Here is a 19,616-nt window from a genome sequence, read left to right as displayed (position 1 = left end):
GGGGCCGTGGGTGGGGGAGGCCCGGAGGGAACGTCGCCGCGTGGGCCCCAAGTTGGTCCAGACCAATCTTCCTGTCAAGGCTCTTTGCAATGTGGCTTGAATTGATCGGCCGTCCGATCCCGGATGTCCGGGTTTCCCGCCACCTGTGACCGGGGCCGCCGGGACGGGAATCGCCAAGGCCCTGCCCCGCCAGGGACGACGCGGATATGGTGCTGGGGCAAGGGGGATGGACGCCGATCGTTTGCGGTCGCGCAGGGGTGCGCGTACGTGAAGTAGGCGCCGACGTATGGGGCGTACGGGGTGAACAGGGGGATTCGCGTGCCGACCGCCATTGCCGTCACCAGCGCAGATCTGGTGCTTCCGGCCCCCGACCGGCACACACCGCCGGCCGTCGTACTGCACCCGCCGGGACGGCTGGACCTCGCGGGAGCCCTCGCCGAGACGAGCGCCCTGCTGGAGCGCCACGGCCACCTCGTGGCCGTCGTGCCGCCCTGGCTGCCGACCGCGACCGTCCGGCGGCTGCACACGGTGCGGGCCATCCTGGAGACCGATCGGATCGCCCTCGTCGACATCGACCTGCCGCCGCTGGCGACGGCCCTGCTGGTACGTCAGCTACGCCAGCTCAGCGTCTGCGACTTCAGCCCCGGAGTCATCGCCTCCGCCGCCCGGCTGCTGTCCCACTACATCCACGCCGGGGCCCTGCTGGGGTCCGTCGCCAAACTGGACCGGGTCCCGGTCGGCCTCAAGGCGCACGCCCGCTCCTGGTCGCCGAGCGCGCAGTTCGCCGTACTGGCCCACCCGACCCCGCACCTGGCCAGGCTGACCGGCTCCGGCGGGGGCGGCGCGCACGCCGGGGGCTCCGCGCTGCCGCCGGGCCCGGCCTACGCCACCCATCTGACCTTCGCGCGCGGGCAGCTCTCCTCCGACTGGGTCACGGCCGAACTCGCCCCCGCCTGGCGGGTCCAGGGCGTGATGGAGAACCCGCTCCCCGCCGACTCGCCCGTCTGGTGGGCCACGGCGAAGCTGGTGGAGTTCGCCGCCGCCATCCCGGACCCGTCCGTGCTCTACCAGCTGGTCGCCTCCGTCCGCCGCGAGGAGTGCCACTGGTGCGGCCTCGAACTGATCGGCGACCGCTGCGGCTTCTGCGCCGCCCCCCTGGCCGCCCCGCCGCCAGCCGGGACCGGGGAGCGGACGACACCGCCGGCCTTCGCCGGCGCCCCCAGACCAAGACACTGACCGGCTGACCGATCGAAGAACGGCGAGGTAGTACGGCCCATGAACTCACGCCAGCGCCGCGGCGTCATCCTGCTGCTCCTGTCGGTCCTGTGCGCCCTCGCGGCGTTCGGCGGGGTCCTCGTGGTGATCGGCGACGTCAATTCCAAGGTCGGGGCCGAGGTCACCGCCTACCGCGCCAAGGGCGACATCCCGCCGTACAGCCCGCTCTCGGCGGGCCAGTTCGAGCAGATCTCCATCCCCAAGCGCTGGCTGTCCGACACCGCCGTCACCGACCTCGGCCGGCTCAAGGACAAGATCGCGCTCACCACCCTGCGCAAGGGCTCGCTGCTCCAGTCGGACATGTTCGTCGACAAACCGCAGCTCCAGCCCGGGGAGCAGGAGATCGCGATCATGATCGACGCGTCGACGGGCGTGGCCGGCAAGATCTACTCCGGAGCCAAGGTCAACATCATCGCCACCTTCAAGGGCGCCAAGGAGTCCGATCCCTCCCGCTCGGTGATCATCGTGGCCAACGCCCGCGTCCTGAACGTCGGCAGACTCACCGCCCTCGACAAGGACAGCGACAAGAAGGGCCCCGCCGAGGCGGTCCCGATCACCTTCGCCCTGAACACCAAGGACACCCAGCGCGTCGCGTACGCCGAGTCCTTCGCGGAGCACGTGCGCCTGGCCCTGGTGGCCCCCGGCACCGACTCCGCGCCCGGCCCGGGCGACCGCACGTACACCCTCGACGGGGACAAGTGAGGCCCGGATGACCACCCGAATCCTCCCCGCGGCCGCCGACCCGGACGCCGCCCGCGCCATCTCCACCCTCCTCAGCCAGCTACCGGCCGCGGAGCCGGGCGCCCCGGTCCCCGACTCCACCACCCTGCTCGACACCCTGGGGCGGCTGGCCGCCGAGTCCATCGACGAACTGCCCGAGGTCGTCCTCGTACACGAGCGGATCGGGCCGGTGCCCGCCCTCGACCTCATCCGCGAGGTCGCCCTCCGCTTCCCGGCGGTGGGCGTGGTGCTGATCTCCTCGGACGCCGGGCCGGCGGTGTTCTCCGCCGCCATGGACTCGGGCGCCCGCGGTGTGGTCGGGCTGCCGCTCGCCTACGAGGAGCTCGCCGCCCGCGTCCAGGCCGCCGCCCAGTGGTCCGTGGGCGTACGCCGCCACCTGGGCCGGGGACCCGACGTGTTCACCGGACCCGGCGGCAAGGTGGTCACGGTCACCGGGGCCAAGGGGGGCGTCGGCACCACCTTCACCGCCGTGCAGTTCGCGCTGGCCGCGGCCGCCTCGGGACGGCGCACGGCCCTGGTCGACATGGACCTCCAGGCCGGCGACGTCGGCTCGTACCTCGACGTGCAGTTCCGGCGCTCGATCGCCGACCTCGCCGGGATCCACGACATCTCCCCGCGGGTGCTCCAGGACGCGGTGTACGAGGACCGGACCGGGCTCGCGCTGCTGCTGGCCCCGGCGGAGGGCGAGCGCGGCGAGGAGGTCGACGAGCGCGCCGCCCGGCACGTCGTCGGCGCCCTGCGCGGCCGGTACGAGCTCGTCGTCATCGACTGCGGCTCCCAGGTGACCGGCGCGAACGCGGCGGCCGTGGAGATGGCGGACGTGGCCGTCCTGGTCACCACTCCCGACGTGGTCTCCGTACGGGCGGCCAAGCGGCTGGTCCGGATGTGGGAGCGGCTCCAGGTGCGCAAGGCCGAGGACACCGCGATGGTGGTCAACCGCTGGAGCAAGCACACGGAGATCCAGCCCTCCCTCATCGAGAAGATCACGAAGACGCGGGCCACCCGGACCCCGGTGCCGGCGGCCTTCAAGGAACTCCAGGCGGTGGTGGACGCGGGCCGGGTGCAGGACCTCGACAACCGCTCCAGCGTGAAGCAGGCGCTGTGGGCGCTGGCCGGCGAACTCGGCCTGCTGACGCCCCCGTCCGAGGCGGAGCCCGAAGCCGCCGCCGCGGGAGCCCCGGGCGCGGCCCTGGCCGTACGGGCCGCGGGCCCGGTGGCGCGGCTGCGCCGCGGCCGGGAGGGCTGACGGATGTCCGCGCGGAGACCCGCACGGGATCGCGGCCAGGTGGCGGTCGAGTTCGTCGGCATGGTGCCGCTGATCCTTCTGCTGGTGGCGGCGGTGTGGGAGTGCGTACTGATCGGGTACGCGTTCTCCCTGGCGGGCAACGCGGCGGACGAGGCGGCCCGGGTGGGCGCGGTGCACGGGGACGGGGCGTGCGCGGAGGCGGCGGGGCGCCACATCGGGGGCGCCTGGCACATGAGCGTCAGCTGCGGGGAGTCGGGGGACGTCTACAAGGCGACCGTGCGGCTCAACCTCCCGGTCTTCTTCCCCGGCCTGGACATCGGCACGCCGATCACGGGCGAGGGCGGCTCCGCGAAGGAGGACGAGTGAAGCGGTACCGAGACCGGATACGGGCCTGGCACCGGGGCGCGGACGGGCAGGGGGGCGGGGACGGGGACGGAGGCGGAGGCGGAGGCGGGAACAGGGGCCGGGACCGGGGTCAGGTGGCCCTGGAGTACATCGGCTTCGTCCCGATCCTGCTGTTCGTCGCGCTCTGCGGGATCCAGCTCGGCTGGGTCGCGTACGTGGAGCAGCAGGCGGACACCGCCGCCCGTACCGCGGCCCGCGTCGAGGCCCGCAGGGGCGAGGGCGGGGAGGCGGCGGGCCTGGCGGCGATCCGGCCGAGCCTCGCCTCGCTCGCGCAGATAGGCGTCGTCAAGACGCGCGGCGCGGTGACGGCGACGGCGAGCATCACCGTCAAGTCGATCGTGCCCGGCCTGGACCCCATCACGGCCGAACGAACGGCCGTCATGCCCGACGACGATCCGAAGGGGTGAGCGCACCATGAGCCTGCGTTCCCGCGTCAACACCCCCGACGACCGGCACAGTCCGCGCGAGGACGGCCGGCTCGTCTCCGCGTACCGCGCGAAGCTGCTGGAGGAGATCGACCTCGCCGAGATGTCGGCGCTCGCGCCCGCCGAGCGCCGCGCCCGGCTGGAGCGCGTACTCGGGCACATCATCAGCCGCGAGGGCCCGGTCCTGTCCACCGTCGAGCGGGCACAGCTGATCCGCCGGGTCGTGGACGAGGCGCTCGGCCTGGGCGTGCTCGAACCGCTCCTCGAAGACGCCTCGATCTCCGAGATCATGGTCAACGGGCCGGACCAGATCTTCGTCGAGCGCGCCGGCCGGGTCGAGCAGCTGCCCCTGCGCTTCGCCTCGAACGAGCAGCTGATGCAGACCATCGAGCGCATCGTCTCCACCGTCAACCGGCGGGTGGACGAGGCCAATCCGATGGTCGACGCCCGCCTGCCCAGCGGCGAGCGCGTCAACGTGATCATCCCGCCGCTTTCCCTGACCGGCGCCACCCTCACGATCCGCCGCTTCCCGCGCGCGTTCACCCTGCACGAGATGATCGGCCTCGGCTCGCTGGACGAGCAGATGCTCCTGCTGCTGTCCGGGCTGGTCCAGGCGAAGATGAACGTCATCGTGTCCGGGGCCACCGGCACCGGCAAGACCACCCTCCTCAACGCCCTCTCCGGCCTGATCCCGGAGGGCGAGCGGATCATCACCATCGAGGACTCGGCCGAGCTCCAGCTCCAGCAGGCGCACGTCATCCGCCTCGAATCGCGCCCGCCGAACGTGGAGGGCAAGGGCCGGATCACCATCCGCGACCTCGTCCGCAACTCCCTGCGCATGCGCCCCGACCGCATCATCGTCGGCGAGGTCCGCGGCGGCGAGACCCTCGACATGCTCCAGGCGATGTCCACCGGCCACGACGGCTCCCTGGCCACCGTCCACGCGAACAGCGCCGAGGACGCGCTCATGCGCCTGCAGACCCTCGCCTCGATGTCCGAGGTGGAGGTCCCCTTCGAGGCCCTCCAGGACCAGATCAACAGCGCCGTGAACGTGGTCGTCCAGCTGACCCGATTCGGCGACGGCTCGCGCCGCCTCACGGAGATCGCCATCCTCGATTCGCACGGGCGCGAGCCCTTCCGGATCACCACCGTCTGCCGGTTCGCCGCCCAGCCGATGGGCGCCGACGGACGCGTGCACGGGTACTTCGAGTACTACCCGCTGCCGCGCCGGATCGCGGACCGCCTCTACATGAACAACCAGCCGATCCCCCAGGCCTTCGGGGTCGCCATGTCCGACGACCAGCTCGCCACCCGCATCACCCGGACCGTCCTGTGAACCCACTGATCCTCCTCACCCTCGGCGTCACGCTGCTGGCCTGCGTCCTCGTGGTCGCGGGCGTCCAGGCGTACGCCGCCGGCCGCGCCCAGCGCGCCGCCCTCGTCGAACGCCTCGCCGCCGACGGCGCACCGGAGCCGTCGGGCCGCCGGCGCCGCTTCCCCGGGGTGGACCGGCGGCTGCGCCGGACCGCCCTCGGCAAACGGATCGAGCTGAAGCTGGCCGTGACCGGCCTGGACCTCACCCCCGGAGAGTTCTTCGTCTACGTGCTGATGTCGGTGGCCGGGGTGTGGCTGGTCGCGGCCAGCTTCCTGGCCCCCTTCTTCGGCCCGGTGGCGGGCCTGATCGGTCTGTGGGCGGCCGACGCCTACCTCAACTGGCAGCGGGCCCGGCGCAGTGAGCGGTTCATCAACCAGCTGCCCGAGCTCGCCCGCATCCTCGCCAACGCCACCCAGGCCGGGCTGGCCCTGCGTACGGCCATCGCCATAGCGGCGGAAGAGCTGGAGGCCCCGGCGGGCGAGGAACTCGCGCGCGTCGCCGACCGCCTCGCCGTCGGCCACTCCATCGACGAGGCACTGGGCGAGATCGCCGAACGGCTGCCCTCGCGGGAGCTGGTCGTACTGGTCTCGACGCTGGTGCTCTCCGCGCGGGCGGGCGGCGCGATCGTCGGCAGCCTGCGCAACCTGACGGTGACGCTGGAGCAGCGCAAGGAGACGCGGCGCGAGGTCCGCACCCAGCTCTCCCAAGTGACGGTCACGGCCTATCTGGTACCGGCGATCGGGCTCGGCTCGCTGCTGCTCGTGAACACGATGATGCCGGGCGCGCTGGACCGGATGACCGGCGCCTTCTTCGGCCAGACGGCGGTGCTCGTGGCCATCGGGTTCTTCACGCTGGGCTTCGTCCTGATCCGCCGGCTCTCGAAGATCGACGTGTGAGGGGGCTACGACGGACATGACGGCTCTGCTGCTCGCCGTACTGCTGGGGGTGTCGGTCCTCGGCGTCTTCCACGGCATCCGCCTCTACCGCGCCGAGGTCGAACTGCCGAGCGACCTGGCGCTCGCCCTGGAGGTCGGCGCCACCCGTACGACCGCCGTCGGATCGGCCGTCGACCGCCTCGGCATCCGCTGGGCGCCGCTCGTCCTGCGCCTGATGGGCCCGGCCCGGGTCGCCCGCAAGCGCCGCCAGATCGACCTGGCGGGCAATCCGGCGGGCCTGACGATCGACCGGTACGCGGCGCGCCGCGCGGTGTACGGGTTCCTCGGCGCGCTCGGCGCGTTCTCCATGCTGATCAACGGGCAGCTCGTACCGGCCCTGCTGATGGTCGCGTTCGGCCTCTTCTGGATCGAGGTCGGCCTGTGGTCGGCGATCCGGGCGCGGCGCGACCACATCGAGCGGACGCTGCCCGACTTCCTGGACGTGCTCGCGGTCGTGGTGAGCGCGGGGCTCGGCTTCCGGCAGGCGCTGGAGCGCGTGGCGGCCAAGTACGACGGCCCCTGGTCCGACGAGATCCGGATCACCCTGCAACAGATGGACATGGGCGTCAGCCGCCGCCAGGCCTTCGACGAACTGCGCAGGCGCAACGACTCCGAGCAGGTGGCGCAGTTCGTCACCGCGCTGCTCCAGGGCGAGGAGCTGGGCTCGCCGATCGTGGACACGCTGATCGCGATCGCCGAGGACATGCGCCGTACGGACGCCCAGAACGCCCGCCGCCGGGCGGCCCGCGCCGTCCCGAAGGCCACGTTCGCGGTGACCATGTTCATGCTGCCCGGGACCCTGATCCTGCTGGTGTGCGGCTTCGTGTACGGCGCGGACGTGGACTTCGGCGCGCTGCTCGGGGGCGGGTGAACCATGGCGGTCCTCCACATCCCCCTCGCGGGTCCGTCCGTACGCGCAAAGGCGGCGGCGGGGGAACCCTCCCCGGCCCTCCAGTCCAACGCGCTCCAGGCGCTCTGCCGCCGGGTGTTCGCGTTCCGGATGGTGATGATCGGCCTGGGCGCGCCGCTGGCGCTGGGACGCACGGCGAGCGGCGGGCCGACGTACCTCGTCGGCGGCGCGGTCCTGCTCACCTTCATGCTCTCCTACGTGCTCTTCCGCGACTGGGAGCGCTTCGGGCCGCTCCTGCTGCGCCACCGCTGGCTGCTGGCCCCGGACCTGGCGTGCTGCGGACTGCTGCTGGTCACGGCGGGGCCGCAGTCGCCGCTCGGCTTCGCCGTGCTCTGCACCCCGCTGCTGGCCGGGCTGGTCTACGGATGGCGCGGCTCGGCGGTGTACGCGGCGGGGGTGGCGGTGGCGGTGGCGGCCGTGTCCGGCGGGCCGACGCTGGCGGCGCTGTGCCTGCTGGCGGGCGCGGCCGGTGCCTCGCTGCGCGACCTCCTCTTCCGCTTCGGTGCGGCGAGCCAGGCCCTGACGGAGGCGCGGGCCCGGCTGGCCGTGGCCGAGGCGGTGCGCGCCGAACGGGACCACCTGGCCCGCGAGATGCACGACTCGGTGGCGAAGACCCTGCACGGCCTGGCCCTGGCGGCCGACGCCCTGGCCCGCACCACGGACCCGGCGGCCGTGCGCCGGCAGGCGACCTTCCTCTCCGGCGCGGCCCGCGCGGCGGCGGCGGAATCCCGGGCCCTGCTGACCGACCTGCGCCGGGAGCCGGAGGGGACCGCGCCCGCGCTGGCGGCAGAACTGCGCCGCCTGGTGGGCACGGACGCGGAGCTGCGCACGCGGGGCGCCCTCCCGGAGCCGCCCGCCGGCGTGGCCCACCACATCCTGTCGATCACCGCGGAGGCCCTGGAGAACGCCCGCCGCCACGCGGAGGCCTCGCGGGTGACGGTCACCGCGGCGGCGGACCCGACGGGCCTCACCGTGACCATCGAGGACGACGGCCGCGGCCTCCCCCCCGACGCCCGCGACTCCCGGGGCCGCTACGGCCTGCTCGGCATGGCGGAACGCGCGGAGGCGATGGGCGCCCGGCTGACGATCGCGGCCCGCCGGCCCGGCCCCGGGACGGCGGTGGTCCTGTGCCTCCCGCTCGCGGCCCTGACCCCGCAGGGGAGCCCGTGATGCCGCTGCGCGTCCTGATCGCCGACGACAACCCGGTGGTACGGGCGGGTCTGGCGTCCCTCCTGGCGACGGTGGAGGACATGGCGGTGGTGGCCCAGGCCGCGGACGGCCGCGAAGCCCTGAGCCTGACCCGCAGGCACGCCCCGGACGTCATCCTGCTGGACGTGCGGATGCCGGGCGTCGACGGCATCTCGGCGCTGCCGCACCTCGTACAGCTGGCGCCCGTACTGATGCTGACGTACAGCCAGGAGTCGGAGGTCGTCCGAGAAGCGCTCCTGCTGGGCGCGGGCGGCTACCTGGTCCACGGCGAGTTCACGCCGGAAGACCTGGTCAGGGCGGTCCGAGACGTCCGCGAGGGCCGCGCCCATTTCACGCCGACGGCGGCGAGCGCTCTCCTCGCTGACCTCCGCACCTCTTCGCAACCGCAACGAAATGTGGCACGCTCTCCTGAGAGGCTGCACAACTCGGTTCTCTTCGGCCTGAGTTCGAGGGAGGCAGAGATCATGGACCTCATCGCGTCCGGGATGAGCAACCAGCAGATCGCCGCCACCTGCTTCATCAGCGAGAAGACGGTGAAGAACCACATCAACCGCATCTTCGCGAAGCTCCAGAGCACGAGCCGCAGCGAGGCGATAGCGCGCTGGCTGGGAACCGCCCGTCCAGGGGTGAGCGGCCATGGGTAGACGGAGTGCGCAGTGGGTCCGTAATTGGGCCCCGGGACCCTTGGTTAACACCGGTGACTCCCCGTACGGTCCGCAAACCAACAGCGCCACCGGCCCGGGAGGAAACCCCCATGTTGCAGAACACCCTGGCGAGGATGCGGAACCGGTACGGAACCAGGACCACCCGGGACCGAGGCCAGACGGCCTTCGAATACCTGGGCATCATCCTGGTGGTGGTAGTGATCATCGGCGCAATCGTCGGCACGGGCATCGGTCAAACGATCACGTCCAAGATCACGACTCAGATCGGCGCGATCACGGCTGGCAAGTGACTGAGGGCGAATTCCCCGGCGACAAAGGGCAGGCCTTCCCCATCTACATCGTGGTGGTCGCGGGTCTGCTCTTTGCCGCCTTCGCCTTCTTCGTCGTCGGAATGGCCGGTGCCACCCGGAGTAACGCACAAGGTGCCGCCGACGCGGCGGCGCTGGCGGCTGCCCGTGAAGCGAGGGACGGCGTGTTCCTCGGGATCGACCTGCTCGCCCTCACGCCTGCCGACTGGGACAAGATCGTCAATGGCGATCTCCTTGACGGGAAGGGTGCCTGCGGTGCGGCTGTCGAGTTCGCCGAATTGAACAACGCCACCGCGGACTGCGCAGCGGCTGCCCCCGAGTTCACCGTCAAAGTGACAACGAATGACGCCGTAGGCAAGTCGGTTATCCCTGCGAGTGGGGACATCAAGGGTAAGGCCACGGCCACAGCCCGGATCGAACCGAGATGCTCGCTGCGCTCGGCACCTGCCCCCGCCCCCACTCCCACCCCGACGGCGACCCCCAGCCCTTCACCCACGCCGAGGCCTGGGACCGTCACGTTCGAGTGCAGCGGGAAGCCCCTCAGCTTGGACCCGGCGAATCCGGGTCCGTTGTCCCAGCTGGCGAGGGCACTCTTCACCGTACGACTGGTCGACTGACAAGCGAACGAGAGACAAGGAAGCTGCACAGATGAGCATTCGGCGCACGGTGAAAGCCCGCGGGGGAGCGGCCGTAGTGGTTGCGGCGGCCCTCGCCTTCGCATTGGCCGGGTGTGGCGGTGGCGATGACGGAAAGTCGAAGGAGCCGCAGAAATCTGCTGCAGCCAACCCGCAGGGTTCCGCTACTCAGACACCCGCGACCGGCGGAAGCCCCAGCCCGACGCCGACGCAGGTATTGGCCACGGCCAATGGTGAGGACGGCATGGTGATGACCATCAATTCGGCAACTCGTGATGCCGGAGGATTCCTGACCATCAGCGGCCAGTTCAAGAACGGCGGCGCCGCCGACTATGCGAAGACTCCCGCATGGAGGGGCAATGAGCTCACCCAGAGTGGGACGTCGATCGCCGGAGTCACGGTGACGGACAAGGTGGGAAAGAAGCGGTACTACGTCCTGCGCGACACGGACGGCAGGTGTCTGTGCACCACGGGAATCGCCCTCATTGAGCACGGTGCGACGATTCCGTTCTTCGCCCAGTTCCCGGCGCCCCCCGCCGGCACGGCGGAGGTTGAATTCAACCTCCCCACCTTCGCAACGGCCACCATCAAAATCTCCGGGTGACCCCCATGAATAAACGCCACCGCGTCTCCGCATCCACGGCCGTCGTCGGCCTCGTCATCGCCGGGGCCCACTTCATCGGCGCGACGAGCGCCCACGCCGATGGGGTCAAGCCCTCCGTGCCTCCCGGCACCGAGCCGTCGGCCTCCGCGCCCGTGTCCATCGACTCGAACTCGCCCGGCCTGAAGATCCCCCAGGGTGGAACCCTGGCTCCGGTCAAGGTCCTGGACATCGCCGAGGTCGTCGAAGACCTCGGCGGGGAGCAGCGGCGGCAGGAGACCAATCAGACCGTCATGATGGCCCTGCAGTCCGAGGTGCTCTTCCCCGAGAACAGCGCCGTCTTCAACGCCCAGGCCGCCGCCCGGATACAGGCCATCGCCAACGAGATCAACACGCAGAAGGCGACCCGCGTCCGGGTCTTCGGTTTCACCGACGACCAGGGCAGCTACGAGCACGGCAAGGAACTCTCCAAGCAGCGCGCCGACGCCGTTCAGGCAGAGCTCGCCAAGACCGTCACCAGCCCCGGCGTCATCTACGACGTGCGCGGTTACAGCGAGGACTACCCGATCGCCGACAACGGCACCGAGGAAGGCCGCAAGAAGAACCGCCGCGTCGAGATCACCTTCCCCCGCACCACCCCCGCCGGCGGCAACTAGGGCCGCCGGGCGGACGCGCCCCGGCCCCCGGCCCCCAGCGCCCCCTACGCCCCCGCCCGGATCAGCGTGGCCGCCGCCTCGCCGGCGCGGTGGGCCGGCTGCGGGCCGGGGGCCAGGGCGGCCACCACCGTCGCGCCCTCGACCAGGATCAGCAGCTGCTCCGCCAGGTCCTCGCGCCCCGGCCCGGCGGCCTCCGTCAGCAGCTCCCGCAGCTCCGCCTTGTGGCGGTGTACGACGTCCAGCACCGCGGCGGGGCCGGTGCCCAGCTCCCCGTAAGCGTTCAGGAACGCGCAGCCCCGGAAGTCCGGCTCCGAGAACCACGCGGCCAGCCACTCGAAGACCGCCGCGACCGGATCGGCGGCCTCCGCCACCGCGCCCCGCAGGCTCGCCGTCCACCGCCGGTCGCGGCGGTCGAGGTAGGCCGCGACCAGGGCTTCCTTGGCCGGGAAGACCTTGTAGAGCCGCTTGAGCGGTACGCCCGACTCCGTGCGGATGCGGTCCATGCCGACGGCCTGGATGCCCTCGGCGTAGAACAGCGCCTCCGCCGCGTCCAGCAGCCGGGTCCGGGCCTCTTCATCGTCCATGAAGGCAGCGTAGCCCAGGATCGCTTGCGTTGAGAACGTCCGTTCTCTATCGTCCTCACTCATGGAGAACGAACGTTCTCAGAGGCTCTCCACCCCGAGGTGACCGTCATGACCGATGCCCAAGCCGTACGCCCGCCCCTGCCGCCCTTCACCGAGGAATCGGCCCGCGCCAAGGTCCAGGCCGCCGAGGACGCCTGGAACAGCCGCGACCCCGAGCGCGTGGCCCTCGCGTACACCGAGAACTCGTTCTGGCGCAACCGCGACCGCTTCCTCAGCGGCCGTGACGAGATCCGCGAGTTCCTGGCCGAGAAGTGGGAGCGCGAGCTCGACTACCGGCTCCGCAAGGAACTGTGGGCGTACACCGGCAACCGCATCTCCGTGCGCTTCGAGTACGAGTGGCACGACGCCTGCGGCCAGTGGTGGCGCAGCCACGGCAACGAGCAGTGGGAGTTCGACGGCGACGGGCTGATGCGACGCCGCGAGGCCAGCATCAACGACGTTCCGATCACCCCCGAGGACCGCCGCCTCGTCTGACGGGTGTGCCGTCCGCCGCCCCGCGGTATGTGTCTGCCCGATCGCTCACCCCCCTGTGAGGAGACTCGGCATGGCGGCGCGGGCTCGCGTGAACGGCCTGGACCTCTACTACGAGATCGTGGGCGAGGGGGACCCCCTGGTCCTCGTCCACGGCTCGTGGGTCGACCACGAGACCTGGCGGCGCGTCGTCCCCCGCCTCGCGGGGTCGTTCCGCGTCCTGGTCTACGACCGGCGCGGCCACAGCCGCAGCGAGCGCCCGCCGGGCCAGGGCAGCCGGCGCCAGGACGAGGACGACCTCGCGTCGCTCATCGAGATCCTCGGCGCACCGGCCCACGTGGTCGGGAACTCCTTCGGGGCCTCCGCCGCCCTCGGCCTCGCCGCCCGCCGCCCCGAGCTGCTGCGCAGCCTGACCGCGCACGAGCCCCCGCTCATGGGCGTCGTGGGCGAGGGGGGCGAGGGGGGCGACGGGGACCGGGAGCTCCGCCCGGTGCTCCAGGCCATGGAGGCCGCCCTCGACGGCGTACTCACGGCCCTGCGGGCGGGCGAGGACCGGGCCGGTGCGCAGCGGTTCGTGGACGACGTCGTCATCGGACCGGGTGGCTGGGAGCGACTGCCGGAGCGCGCCCGCCAGGTGTTCACCGCCAACGCGCCCACCTTCTTGGACGAACACGGCGACCCCGACTGGGCCCGTCTCGACCTCGCGCGCCTCGCCGGCTTCCCGGGTCCCGCGCTGCTGACCTTCGGCAGCGAGAGCCCGCCCTGGTTCCCGGTGATCGTGGGCAAGCTCGCGAGTGCGCTCGACGGCCGGGCGCGAACGCGGACGCTGGTGGGGGACGGCCACGTACCGCACCTCACCCACCCCGAGCGCTACGCCGACGCCCTCGCGGCGTTCATCCGGTCCGCGGCGGCGTAGCCGACCCGACCCGCCCCGGCCCCCGCCGCGGCCCCCGCCCTCACGAGGCCTGGTGGGCCTGGGTGATGAGGTCCGTCGCGACCTCCAGGGCCGCCTGCCGGGTCTCCTCCGGGTTGCCCTCCACGTGCTGGAGGAACATCATCCCGGCGTGCAGGGTGAACAGCGCGCTCACGCACCGCACCTGGTCCGTCAGCGGCCCGTCATCCGTACGCAACAGCTCCACCAGCGTGAACAGCCGCCGCTTCACGGTCTCGCCGATGCTCAGCTCCCGCATCGTCGCCTGGTTCTCCTGCATGAAGCGGTACAGCGGCGAGCCCGCCGCCATGGCCTCGCTGTAGCGGCGCAGCACCTCGCGCTTCATCTCCAGCGTCCGCGGCTGCTGCTCCGCCCAGTCGATCAGCTCGTCGATCGGCCTGGTCAGGTCCTCGAAGACGCTGATGATGATGTCTTCCTTGGTCTTGAAGTGGTAGTACAGCGCCGCCTTCGTGACCTCCAGCCGCTCCGCGATCTCACGCAGCGACGTCTTCTCGTACCCCTGCTCGGCGAAGAGCTCCAGCGCGACGTCCTGGATGCGCTGGCGCGTATTGCCGCGGCGCGCCTGCGGACTGCTACTGGACATGGCTCTCCCAAACTACTTACTTGACGCCCGGCTAGTGACGGGTCTACCTTCCCCAGTGTAGTCAACTAGCCGGGCGGCAAGTAAGGGCCCGGAGCTCATGGGTAAACGGGGAGTGACATGGCTGAAAACATAAACGCGGCGGAGATCTCGGAGGGGGTGAAGCCGCGCAGCGTTCGTGTCGTCCTCATGGCCCTCATGATCGCAATGCTCCTCGCCATGCTCGACAACATGATCATCGGTACCGCGATGCCGACGATCGTCGGCGAGCTCGGCGGCCTGGAGCACCTCTCCTGGGTGGTCACCGCGTACACGCTGGCCACCGCCGCCTCCACCCCCATCTGGGGGAAGATCGGCGACATGTACGGGCGGAAGGGCTCCTTCCTCACCTCCATCGTGATCTTCCTGATCGGCTCCGCGCTCAGCGGCATGGCCCAGGACATGGCCCAGCTGATCGGCTTCCGCGCCGTCCAGGGCCTCGGCGCCGGCGGTCTGATGGTCGGCGTCATGGCGATCATCGGCGACCTGATCCCGCCCCGTGAGCGGGGCAAGTACCAGGGCATGATGGCCGGCGTGATGGCCCTCGCGATGATCGGCGGCCCGCTGGTCGGCGGCACCATCACCGACCACCTCGGCTGGCGCTGGTCCTTCTACATCAACCTGCCGCTCGGCGCCGTCGCCCTCGCGATGGTCACCGCCGTCCTGCACCTGCCGAAGAAGGCCGGGGCCCAGCGGCCGAAGATCGACTACCTGGGCGCGGCCCTCCTGACCGTGGCCATCACCTCGACCGTGCTCGTCACGACCTGGGGCGGCACCGAGTACGCGTGGGGCTCCGGCCAGATCATCGGCCTGATCGTCGTCGGCATCCTGTCGATCGCCGCCTTCCTCTTCACCGAGACCAAGGCCGCCGAGCCGGTCATGCCGCTGCACATCTTCCGCAGCCGCAACTTCACGCTCATGTCGGTCATCGGCTTCCTCGTCGGCTTCGCGATGTTCGGCGGCGTGCTCTACCTGCCGCTCTTCCAGCAGTCGGTCCAGGGCGCCTCCGCCACCAACTCCGGCCTGCTGCTCCTGCCGATGCTGCTTTCGATGATGGTCGTCTCGCTGATCGCGGGCCGGGTCACCACCAGCAGCGGCAAGTACAAGATCTTCCCGATCGTGGGCGGCGCGCTCATGGTCGTGGGGCTCTTCCTGCTCGCGCAGATGGACACCGACACGACCCGCCTGATGTCCGGCGTCTACATGGCCATCCTCGGCGCCGGCCTCGGTTTCCTGATGCAGATCACCATGCTGGTCGCGCAGAACAGCGTGGACATGAAGGACATGGGCGTCGCGTCCTCCTCGGCCACCCTCTTCCGTACGCTCGGCGGCTCGTTCGGCGTGGCCCTGATGGGCTCGCTGTTCACCAGCCAGGTCACCCAGACCATGACCGAGCGCCTCGGTCCGGGCGCCGCCACCGCCGCCGGCTCCGCCCAGCTCGACGCGGCCAGCCTGGCCAAGCTGAAGCCGGTCATCCGCGAGGCCTACCAGCACGCGGTCGCCGCCGGTACGCACTCGGCGTTCCTCCTCGGTGCGGGTGTCGCCGTACTGGGCTTCGTGGCGGCCTGGTTCGTCAAGGAGGTCCCGCTGCGGGGCGCGGGTCCGGCCAAGGACGGCGACGCGGCCGACGGCAGCGGTGCGCAGGCTCCGGCGGAGTCCCTCGCTCACTGACCCAGGTACCTCCCGAACCCAGGCACCCTCTCGGTTCACTCGGTTCACCAGCCCGGCCCCGGCGGATCTCCGCCGGGGCCGGGTTTTTTCGTGGGCTGAAGCCGTTGCGTGCGGGGTGGGTGAGTACGCGTGTGGCAGGGGAGGTTGAACTGGTTCCGTCTTGTTTCAGGTGGGGTCCAAATCGGCATGATCAAGGACCAAGGTCCTATTAGCTGGATTTTATGGCGCAATTGGCGGGAACCCGTCCGTCTCACGGATCGTCATGGAAGGCAGGGCGACCACACACGCGGACGGGGAGGGGACGCTTCATGGGCTTCATGGCGCGCGCGAACGGGCAGGGCATCCGGGCCGGGGCGGCCGTCGTGGCGGCGGCCGCCGCGGTGGCCGGGACGGTATGGGGAGCGTCGACCTTCGCGGGACCGGGCCATGGCTCCGGACAGCGGCCGGCGCACGCGAACGCGTCGCGCCAGGGCGACGCACCCGCCGCGTCCGGGACTCCCGACGACGGCGCGAAGGGCGGCGGGGCCCAAGGCGCGGGCGGCGCACCGCCCTCGGGCATACCCGAGGGCATAGCCCACGCCTCCGAGAGCGGGGGCAACGCCGTCAACATCACCATCGACGACGGCCCGGACCCCCAGTGGACCCCCAAGGTCCTCACCGTGCTGAAGAAGTACGACGTCAAGGCCACCTTCTGCATGATCGGACCGCAGGCCAAGGCCCACCCCGACCTGGTCAAGCGCGTCGTCGCCGCCGGCCACCGGCTCTGCGACCACACCACGGACCACGACACGGGCATGGGCAAGAAGCCGGTCGGCTACCAGGAGCAGCAGATCCTGGGAGCGAAGAAGATGATCGAGGACGCGGCGGGCGGCGGCGCCGAGGTGGAGTACTACCGCGCCCCCGGCGGCGCGTTCACCCCCGACAGCCGCCGCATCGCCGCCGCGAACGGCATGCGCCCGCTCGGCTGGAACGTCGACACCAAGGACTTCGGCAAGCCCGGCGTCGCCGCCATCGTCAAGGCGGTCAAGAGCGAGATCGGCAACGGCCCGACGGTCCTCTTCCACGACGGCGGCGGCAACCGCGCGCAGACCGTCGAGGCCCTCGACCAGGTGCTGGCCTGGCTGAAGGACCAGGGCCGTCCCACCGGATTCCCCGTCCGCACCACCCCGGACGGCTCCTGACACGCCGTCCGGCGGCGAACGGGTGAAGGTCGCCGCCCCGCCGCCGCCCGCGGTGTTCCCTGGTCGCGCACACAGCCCGCCCGTACGGCGGCCGCACGACGGCCCGCACGACGGCCCGTACGACCGCACAGGAGGCCCCCGTGATCGCGCCGAACCAGCTCACCGACCCCACCGTCCGCGCCTTCGTCACCGCCGTCAACGCCGGCGACCAGAACGCCTTCTCCGCCCTCCTCGCCCCCAACGCCACGATGTCCGACGACGGCTCGGACCGCGACGTCGCGCAGTGGGCCGAGAAGGAGATCTGGTCCGCCAACGGGCACATGGACGTCATGAGCGAGTCCGACAGCGGTCTCGCCCTCGTCGTCGACTACCGCAACGACACCTGGGGAGAGATGCGCACCGCCTGGCGGTTCGTCACCGACGGCGGCCGCATCAGCCGCTTCGAGACCGGCCAGGCCTGAGCGGCCGGGCCCGAGGCGCCGCCCCACCCGTACGTCCATCCCGTACGGGTGAAAGCGCGCCCGGGCTCGTTCCGGCCCCCGCCGGCCCCCGTTGGACCGGGCATGAAGCGCACCCGTACCGCCGCCATCGCCCTCGCCGCCGCCGCGGCGGCCCTCGCCCCCGCCCTCGGCCAGGCCGCCGCCACCGCCGCGGACGGCTCGTACCTCCAGGACCCGGCCGGCGGCGAGAAGACGATGAAGTCGCAGTGGACCAAGGACGAGATGCACAAGGTGGAAGGGCAGTTCCGCTTCTACCCCGGCGTGCAGTACAAGATGGTGACCCGCCCCGGCCCCTCGGGCGCCCCCGACTACGAGCGGAAGGTCGCCGACCCCAAGACCCTGGCCTGGCAGCCGTCCTTCGACTTCGGCTGGGCGGTGTCGGACTCGACGCTGGTGAAGAAGGCCGTGACCACGAAGGACGGCAAGCACCCGATCGTCGTGCACGCCGTACTGCGCCGCGCCTCGGACCACGCCAAGGCGGTCGAGGTGCACCAGGAGCTGACCGGCCGGCCGGCGACGGGGCGCGCCAGGGTCCCGGGCGGAAAGCGGATCGCCTGCGACACCGGTGAATACACGGTGGAGTGGTCGCTCACGCGCTCGGGCTACGGGACGCTCACGGGCACGCTGCGCTGGGACTCCGGCTGCGAGCAGTACCGGACGGCGTTCTCCACGGAGAACGGCAAGGTCTGACCCGGAGACGAGAGGGGAGAGGAGGGGGAGAGGGCCGGCCGCCCCGCGCACCTTGTGGGTGGTCGGCGGCGACTGGTCCGCGGCCTTGGATCAAGAGCCGTTGCAGCCATTCTGTCGCATGGGATGGGGTGCGTCAGGGTCGAAAGTCCTGTGTCGGACGGGATGTTCGGCGGTCTTCCCGGTCAGTGCTGCTTCTTGCCCGCCTCGTTCGCCGTGGCGGCGATCTCGTCCAGCACGGTCTTCGGATCGCCGTTCGGTTCCACGGCCCGCCCGATGTTGCGCTTGATCGTGTCGCTGACCGTCACCCACGACGGGTCGTTCACCGGGTACAACTGCGCCCCGCGCAGGGCGGTCAGGAAGAACTGGTCGTTGCTGTCCAGGCCGGCGCCCGAGGGGTTGCGGGAGGCCGAGACGGTCGACGGCAGCAGGTGGTAGCGGCCCGCGAAGTCCGACAGGTTCTTGTCCTGGTAGATGAAGTCCAGGAACTTGCCGATCTCCGCGCGCTTGCCGTGCTGCTTGAACGCCATCATCCAGTCGGCGACGCCCACGGCCGGCGGGCTCTCCCCGGAGCCGAGGGTGTCCGAGACCGGCATCGCGGCGGTGCGCACGTCGATGCCCTTGGCGCGCGCCTCGTGCAGGAGTTGCGGGTAGCCGTTCAGCATGCCGACCTCGCCGCGCGTGAACGCGGCGAAGGCGTCGGCGCGGTTGAGCCGGGACGGCGGAACGGGTCCGGTCAGGCCGGGGCCGACCAGGTTGTCCTTGAGCCAGCGGAAGGTCTCGATGTTCTGGTCGGAGGCCAGGTTGTAGTTGCCGCTGCTGTCGGAGTAGCCGCCGCCGTTGCTGAGCTCCCAGATCATCGCCTCGGCGTGCGCCTCCTCCGGGCCCAGGGGGAGCGCGTACGGGTACTTGACGCCCTTCTCCTTGAGCGCCTTGGCGGCGGACTTCAGGTCGGACCAGGTCTTGGGCTCGCTGACGCCGGCCTGCTTGAAGAGGCCCTGGTTGTAGAAGAGGAGCCGGCTGCTCGCCACCCAGGGCAGGCCGTAGAGGGTGTTGCCGACCGAGCCGGCCTCGGCCAGCGGCTGGAGGAAGTTGGCCTCGGCGGTGACCGAGAGGAGTTCGTCCGCGGAATAGAGCTTGTCCTGCGCGGCGAAGTCCGAGTACGAGCCCATGAGGGCCATGTCCGGCGCATCGCCGGCCTTGACCATACGGGAGACCTCGCGGTCGATGTCCGCCCAGGGCAGGAGCTTGACCTCGACCTTGATACCGGGGTTGGCGTTGGTGAAATCCTCCGTCACCTTGTCCCAGAAGGCTTTGGAACTGGTGGCCTGGTTGTCCCCGTATTCCGCGGCGACCAGACGGAGCGTACCGCTGTCACCTGCACTGTTGTCTGAATCGCCGCATCCGGACAGTGGGATCAGCAGACCGAGCACGACCGCGATCGCACTCGGGCCGAAGATTCTTCGTTGCACGGGTGTATTCCCCTGAATTTCTTTTGAGTCCCG

Annotated in this window: 23 protein-coding genes; 20 read left to right on the top strand and 3 right to left on the bottom strand. The window is 71.2% G+C overall.

What is annotated here, in order from left to right:
- The first annotated feature begins 318 nt into the window (after nt 1-318).
- From AB0M92_RS01560 to AB0M92_RS01495, 14 genes are all read left to right on the top strand, one after another.
- Nucleotides 319-1,236: a hypothetical protein gene (locus AB0M92_RS01560; protein ID WP_366100072.1), complete on the top strand. Its 918-nt coding sequence runs from the start codon at nt 319-321 to the stop codon at nt 1,234-1,236.
- 39 nt (nt 1,237-1,275) lie between these two features.
- Nucleotides 1,276-1,977 carry a Flp pilus assembly protein CpaB gene (cpaB, locus tag AB0M92_RS01555; RefSeq protein ID WP_366100071.1) on the top strand — a complete coding sequence of 234 codons (702 nt, stop codon included), beginning with the start codon at nt 1,276-1,278 and terminating at the stop codon, nt 1,975-1,977.
- Nucleotides 1,978-1,984: 7 nt separating this feature from the next.
- Nucleotides 1,985-3,262: an AAA family ATPase gene (locus AB0M92_RS01550; RefSeq protein WP_366100070.1), complete on the top strand. Its 1,278-nt coding sequence runs from the start codon at nt 1,985-1,987 to the stop codon at nt 3,260-3,262.
- Nucleotides 3,263-3,265: 3 nt separating this feature from the next.
- Complete coding sequence (locus AB0M92_RS01545; protein WP_366100069.1) at nt 3,266-3,628, top strand: TadE family protein; 363 nt, start codon at nt 3,266-3,268, stop codon at nt 3,626-3,628.
- Complete coding sequence (locus AB0M92_RS01540; protein ID WP_366100068.1) at nt 3,625-4,074, top strand: TadE/TadG family type IV pilus assembly protein; 450 nt, start codon at nt 3,625-3,627, stop codon at nt 4,072-4,074. Before AB0M92_RS01545 ends, AB0M92_RS01540 begins: the two co-directional genes overlap by 4 nt.
- 7 nt (nt 4,075-4,081) lie before the next feature.
- Entirely contained in the window at nt 4,082-5,428 is a 1,347-nt protein-coding gene (locus AB0M92_RS01535; protein WP_366100067.1) for a CpaF family protein, read from the top strand.
- Nucleotides 5,425-6,363 (top strand): type II secretion system F family protein, encoded by a 939-nt coding sequence (locus tag AB0M92_RS01530; protein WP_366100066.1) that lies wholly within the window; start codon nt 5,425-5,427, stop codon nt 6,361-6,363. The genes AB0M92_RS01535 and AB0M92_RS01530 overlap by 4 nt, the downstream gene beginning before the upstream one ends.
- A gap of 16 nt (nt 6,364-6,379) precedes the next feature.
- Nucleotides 6,380-7,273, top strand: a complete 894-nt coding sequence (locus AB0M92_RS01525; protein WP_366100065.1) for a DUF5936 domain-containing protein — start codon at nt 6,380-6,382, stop codon at nt 7,271-7,273.
- Between the two features lie 3 nt (nt 7,274-7,276).
- The gene (locus AB0M92_RS01520) at nt 7,277-8,482 is read left to right on the top strand and encodes an ATP-binding protein (protein WP_366100064.1); all 1,206 of its coding nucleotides are present in this window, start codon (nt 7,277-7,279) and stop codon (nt 8,480-8,482) included.
- On the top strand, nt 8,482-9,165 hold the full coding sequence (locus AB0M92_RS01515; RefSeq protein WP_366100062.1) for a response regulator transcription factor: 684 nt from the start codon (nt 8,482-8,484) through the stop codon (nt 9,163-9,165). The genes AB0M92_RS01520 and AB0M92_RS01515 overlap by 1 nt, the downstream gene beginning before the upstream one ends.
- Before the next feature lie 110 nt (nt 9,166-9,275).
- Entirely contained in the window at nt 9,276-9,476 is a 201-nt protein-coding gene (locus tag AB0M92_RS01510; protein WP_366100061.1) for a hypothetical protein, read from the top strand.
- On the top strand, nt 9,473-10,111 hold the full coding sequence (locus AB0M92_RS01505) for a pilus assembly protein TadG-related protein (RefSeq protein WP_366100060.1): 639 nt from the start codon (nt 9,473-9,475) through the stop codon (nt 10,109-10,111). The genes AB0M92_RS01510 and AB0M92_RS01505 overlap by 4 nt, the downstream gene beginning before the upstream one ends.
- A 31-nt stretch (nt 10,112-10,142) precedes the next feature.
- Complete coding sequence (locus AB0M92_RS01500) at nt 10,143-10,733, top strand: hypothetical protein (protein WP_366100059.1); 591 nt, start codon at nt 10,143-10,145, stop codon at nt 10,731-10,733.
- A 5-nt stretch (nt 10,734-10,738) separates the two neighbouring features.
- The gene (locus tag AB0M92_RS01495; RefSeq protein WP_366100337.1) at nt 10,739-11,386 is read left to right on the top strand and encodes an OmpA family protein; all 648 of its coding nucleotides are present in this window, start codon (nt 10,739-10,741) and stop codon (nt 11,384-11,386) included.
- A gap of 44 nt (nt 11,387-11,430) precedes the next feature.
- Here the strand turns inward: AB0M92_RS01495 and AB0M92_RS01490 are convergent, their stop codons facing one another.
- Nucleotides 11,431-11,970, bottom strand: a complete 540-nt coding sequence (locus AB0M92_RS01490) for a TetR/AcrR family transcriptional regulator (protein WP_366100058.1) — start codon at nt 11,968-11,970, stop codon at nt 11,431-11,433.
- Between the two features lie 108 nt (nt 11,971-12,078).
- Between AB0M92_RS01490 and AB0M92_RS01485 the strand changes: the two genes are divergently transcribed.
- Both AB0M92_RS01485 and AB0M92_RS01480 read left to right on the top strand, forming a co-directional pair.
- Nucleotides 12,079-12,504: a nuclear transport factor 2 family protein gene (locus AB0M92_RS01485; RefSeq protein WP_366100057.1), complete on the top strand. Its 426-nt coding sequence runs from the start codon at nt 12,079-12,081 to the stop codon at nt 12,502-12,504.
- Nucleotides 12,505-12,574: 70 nt separating this feature from the next.
- Entirely contained in the window at nt 12,575-13,417 is an 843-nt protein-coding gene (locus AB0M92_RS01480; protein ID WP_366100056.1) for an alpha/beta hydrolase, read from the top strand.
- A gap of 40 nt (nt 13,418-13,457) precedes the next feature.
- Here AB0M92_RS01480 and AB0M92_RS01475 read toward each other — a convergent pair whose 3' ends face one another.
- Complete coding sequence (locus AB0M92_RS01475; protein WP_366100055.1) at nt 13,458-14,036, bottom strand: helix-turn-helix domain-containing protein; 579 nt, start codon at nt 14,034-14,036, stop codon at nt 13,458-13,460.
- 117 nt (nt 14,037-14,153) lie between these two features.
- Here AB0M92_RS01475 and AB0M92_RS01470 point away from each other — a divergent pair, with 117 nt between their 5' ends.
- The 4 genes from AB0M92_RS01470 (at nt 14,154) to AB0M92_RS01455 (ending at nt 18,114) form a co-directional block, all read left to right on the top strand.
- Nucleotides 14,154-15,743 carry an MDR family MFS transporter gene (locus tag AB0M92_RS01470; protein ID WP_366100054.1) on the top strand — a complete coding sequence of 530 codons (1,590 nt, stop codon included), beginning with the start codon at nt 14,154-14,156 and terminating at the stop codon, nt 15,741-15,743.
- A 317-nt stretch (nt 15,744-16,060) separates the two neighbouring features.
- The gene (locus tag AB0M92_RS01465; RefSeq protein ID WP_366100053.1) at nt 16,061-16,924 is read left to right on the top strand and encodes a polysaccharide deacetylase family protein; all 864 of its coding nucleotides are present in this window, start codon (nt 16,061-16,063) and stop codon (nt 16,922-16,924) included.
- Between the two features lie 140 nt (nt 16,925-17,064).
- A complete protein-coding gene (locus tag AB0M92_RS01460; protein WP_366100052.1) occupies nt 17,065-17,385 on the top strand; it encodes a nuclear transport factor 2 family protein in 321 nt (106 codons plus the stop codon).
- Between the two features lie 102 nt (nt 17,386-17,487).
- Nucleotides 17,488-18,114: a hypothetical protein gene (locus AB0M92_RS01455; protein WP_366100051.1), complete on the top strand. Its 627-nt coding sequence runs from the start codon at nt 17,488-17,490 to the stop codon at nt 18,112-18,114.
- 182 nt (nt 18,115-18,296) lie between these two features.
- On the opposite strand, the gene AB0M92_RS01450 is transcribed toward AB0M92_RS01455, so the two are convergent.
- Complete coding sequence (locus AB0M92_RS01450) at nt 18,297-19,583, bottom strand: extracellular solute-binding protein (protein WP_366100050.1); 1,287 nt, start codon at nt 19,581-19,583, stop codon at nt 18,297-18,299.
- Between the last annotated feature and the right edge of the window lie 33 nt (nt 19,584-19,616).

This window comes from Streptomyces sp. NPDC051582, from assembly GCF_040681715.1.
In the GTDB taxonomy this organism is placed as follows: Bacteria; Actinomycetota; Actinomycetes; order Streptomycetales; family Streptomycetaceae; genus Streptomyces.
The sequence above is the reverse complement of the archived record's forward strand: the minus strand, read 5'-3'. Positions and strand labels throughout refer to the sequence as shown.

What these genes read in the sequence shown, in the direction of transcription:
- AB0M92_RS01465 (WP_366100053.1), top strand. Translation starts at nt 16,061, where the DNA reads ATGGCGCGCGCGAACGGGCAGGGCATCCGGGCCGGGGCGGCCGTCGTG.
- AB0M92_RS01470 (WP_366100054.1), top strand. Translation starts at nt 14,154, where the DNA reads ATGGCTGAAAACATAAACGCGGCGGAGATCTCGGAGGGGGTGAAGCCG.
- AB0M92_RS01485 (WP_366100057.1), top strand. Translation starts at nt 12,079, where the DNA reads ATGACCGATGCCCAAGCCGTACGCCCGCCCCTGCCGCCCTTCACCGAG.
- AB0M92_RS01545 (WP_366100069.1), top strand. Translation starts at nt 3,266, where the DNA reads ATGTCCGCGCGGAGACCCGCACGGGATCGCGGCCAGGTGGCGGTCGAG.
- AB0M92_RS01490 (WP_366100058.1), bottom strand. Translation starts at nt 11,970, where the DNA reads ATGGACGATGAAGAGGCCCGGACCCGGCTGCTGGACGCGGCGGAGGCG.
- AB0M92_RS01535 (WP_366100067.1), top strand. Translation starts at nt 4,082, where the DNA reads ATGAGCCTGCGTTCCCGCGTCAACACCCCCGACGACCGGCACAGTCCG.
- AB0M92_RS01515 (WP_366100062.1), top strand. Translation starts at nt 8,482, where the DNA reads ATGCCGCTGCGCGTCCTGATCGCCGACGACAACCCGGTGGTACGGGCG.
- cpaB (WP_366100071.1), top strand. Translation starts at nt 1,276, where the DNA reads ATGAACTCACGCCAGCGCCGCGGCGTCATCCTGCTGCTCCTGTCGGTC.
- AB0M92_RS01480 (WP_366100056.1), top strand. Translation starts at nt 12,575, where the DNA reads ATGGCGGCGCGGGCTCGCGTGAACGGCCTGGACCTCTACTACGAGATC.
- AB0M92_RS01495 (WP_366100337.1), top strand. Translation starts at nt 10,739, where the DNA reads ATGAATAAACGCCACCGCGTCTCCGCATCCACGGCCGTCGTCGGCCTC.
- AB0M92_RS01500 (WP_366100059.1), top strand. Translation starts at nt 10,143, where the DNA reads ATGAGCATTCGGCGCACGGTGAAAGCCCGCGGGGGAGCGGCCGTAGTG.
- AB0M92_RS01475 (WP_366100055.1), bottom strand. Translation starts at nt 14,036, where the DNA reads ATGTCCAGTAGCAGTCCGCAGGCGCGCCGCGGCAATACGCGCCAGCGC.
- AB0M92_RS01520 (WP_366100064.1), top strand. Translation starts at nt 7,277, where the DNA reads ATGGCGGTCCTCCACATCCCCCTCGCGGGTCCGTCCGTACGCGCAAAG.
- AB0M92_RS01510 (WP_366100061.1), top strand. Translation starts at nt 9,276, where the DNA reads ATGTTGCAGAACACCCTGGCGAGGATGCGGAACCGGTACGGAACCAGG.
- AB0M92_RS01550 (WP_366100070.1), top strand. Translation starts at nt 1,985, where the DNA reads ATGACCACCCGAATCCTCCCCGCGGCCGCCGACCCGGACGCCGCCCGC.
- AB0M92_RS01455 (WP_366100051.1), top strand. Translation starts at nt 17,488, where the DNA reads ATGAAGCGCACCCGTACCGCCGCCATCGCCCTCGCCGCCGCCGCGGCG.
- AB0M92_RS01525 (WP_366100065.1), top strand. Translation starts at nt 6,380, where the DNA reads ATGACGGCTCTGCTGCTCGCCGTACTGCTGGGGGTGTCGGTCCTCGGC.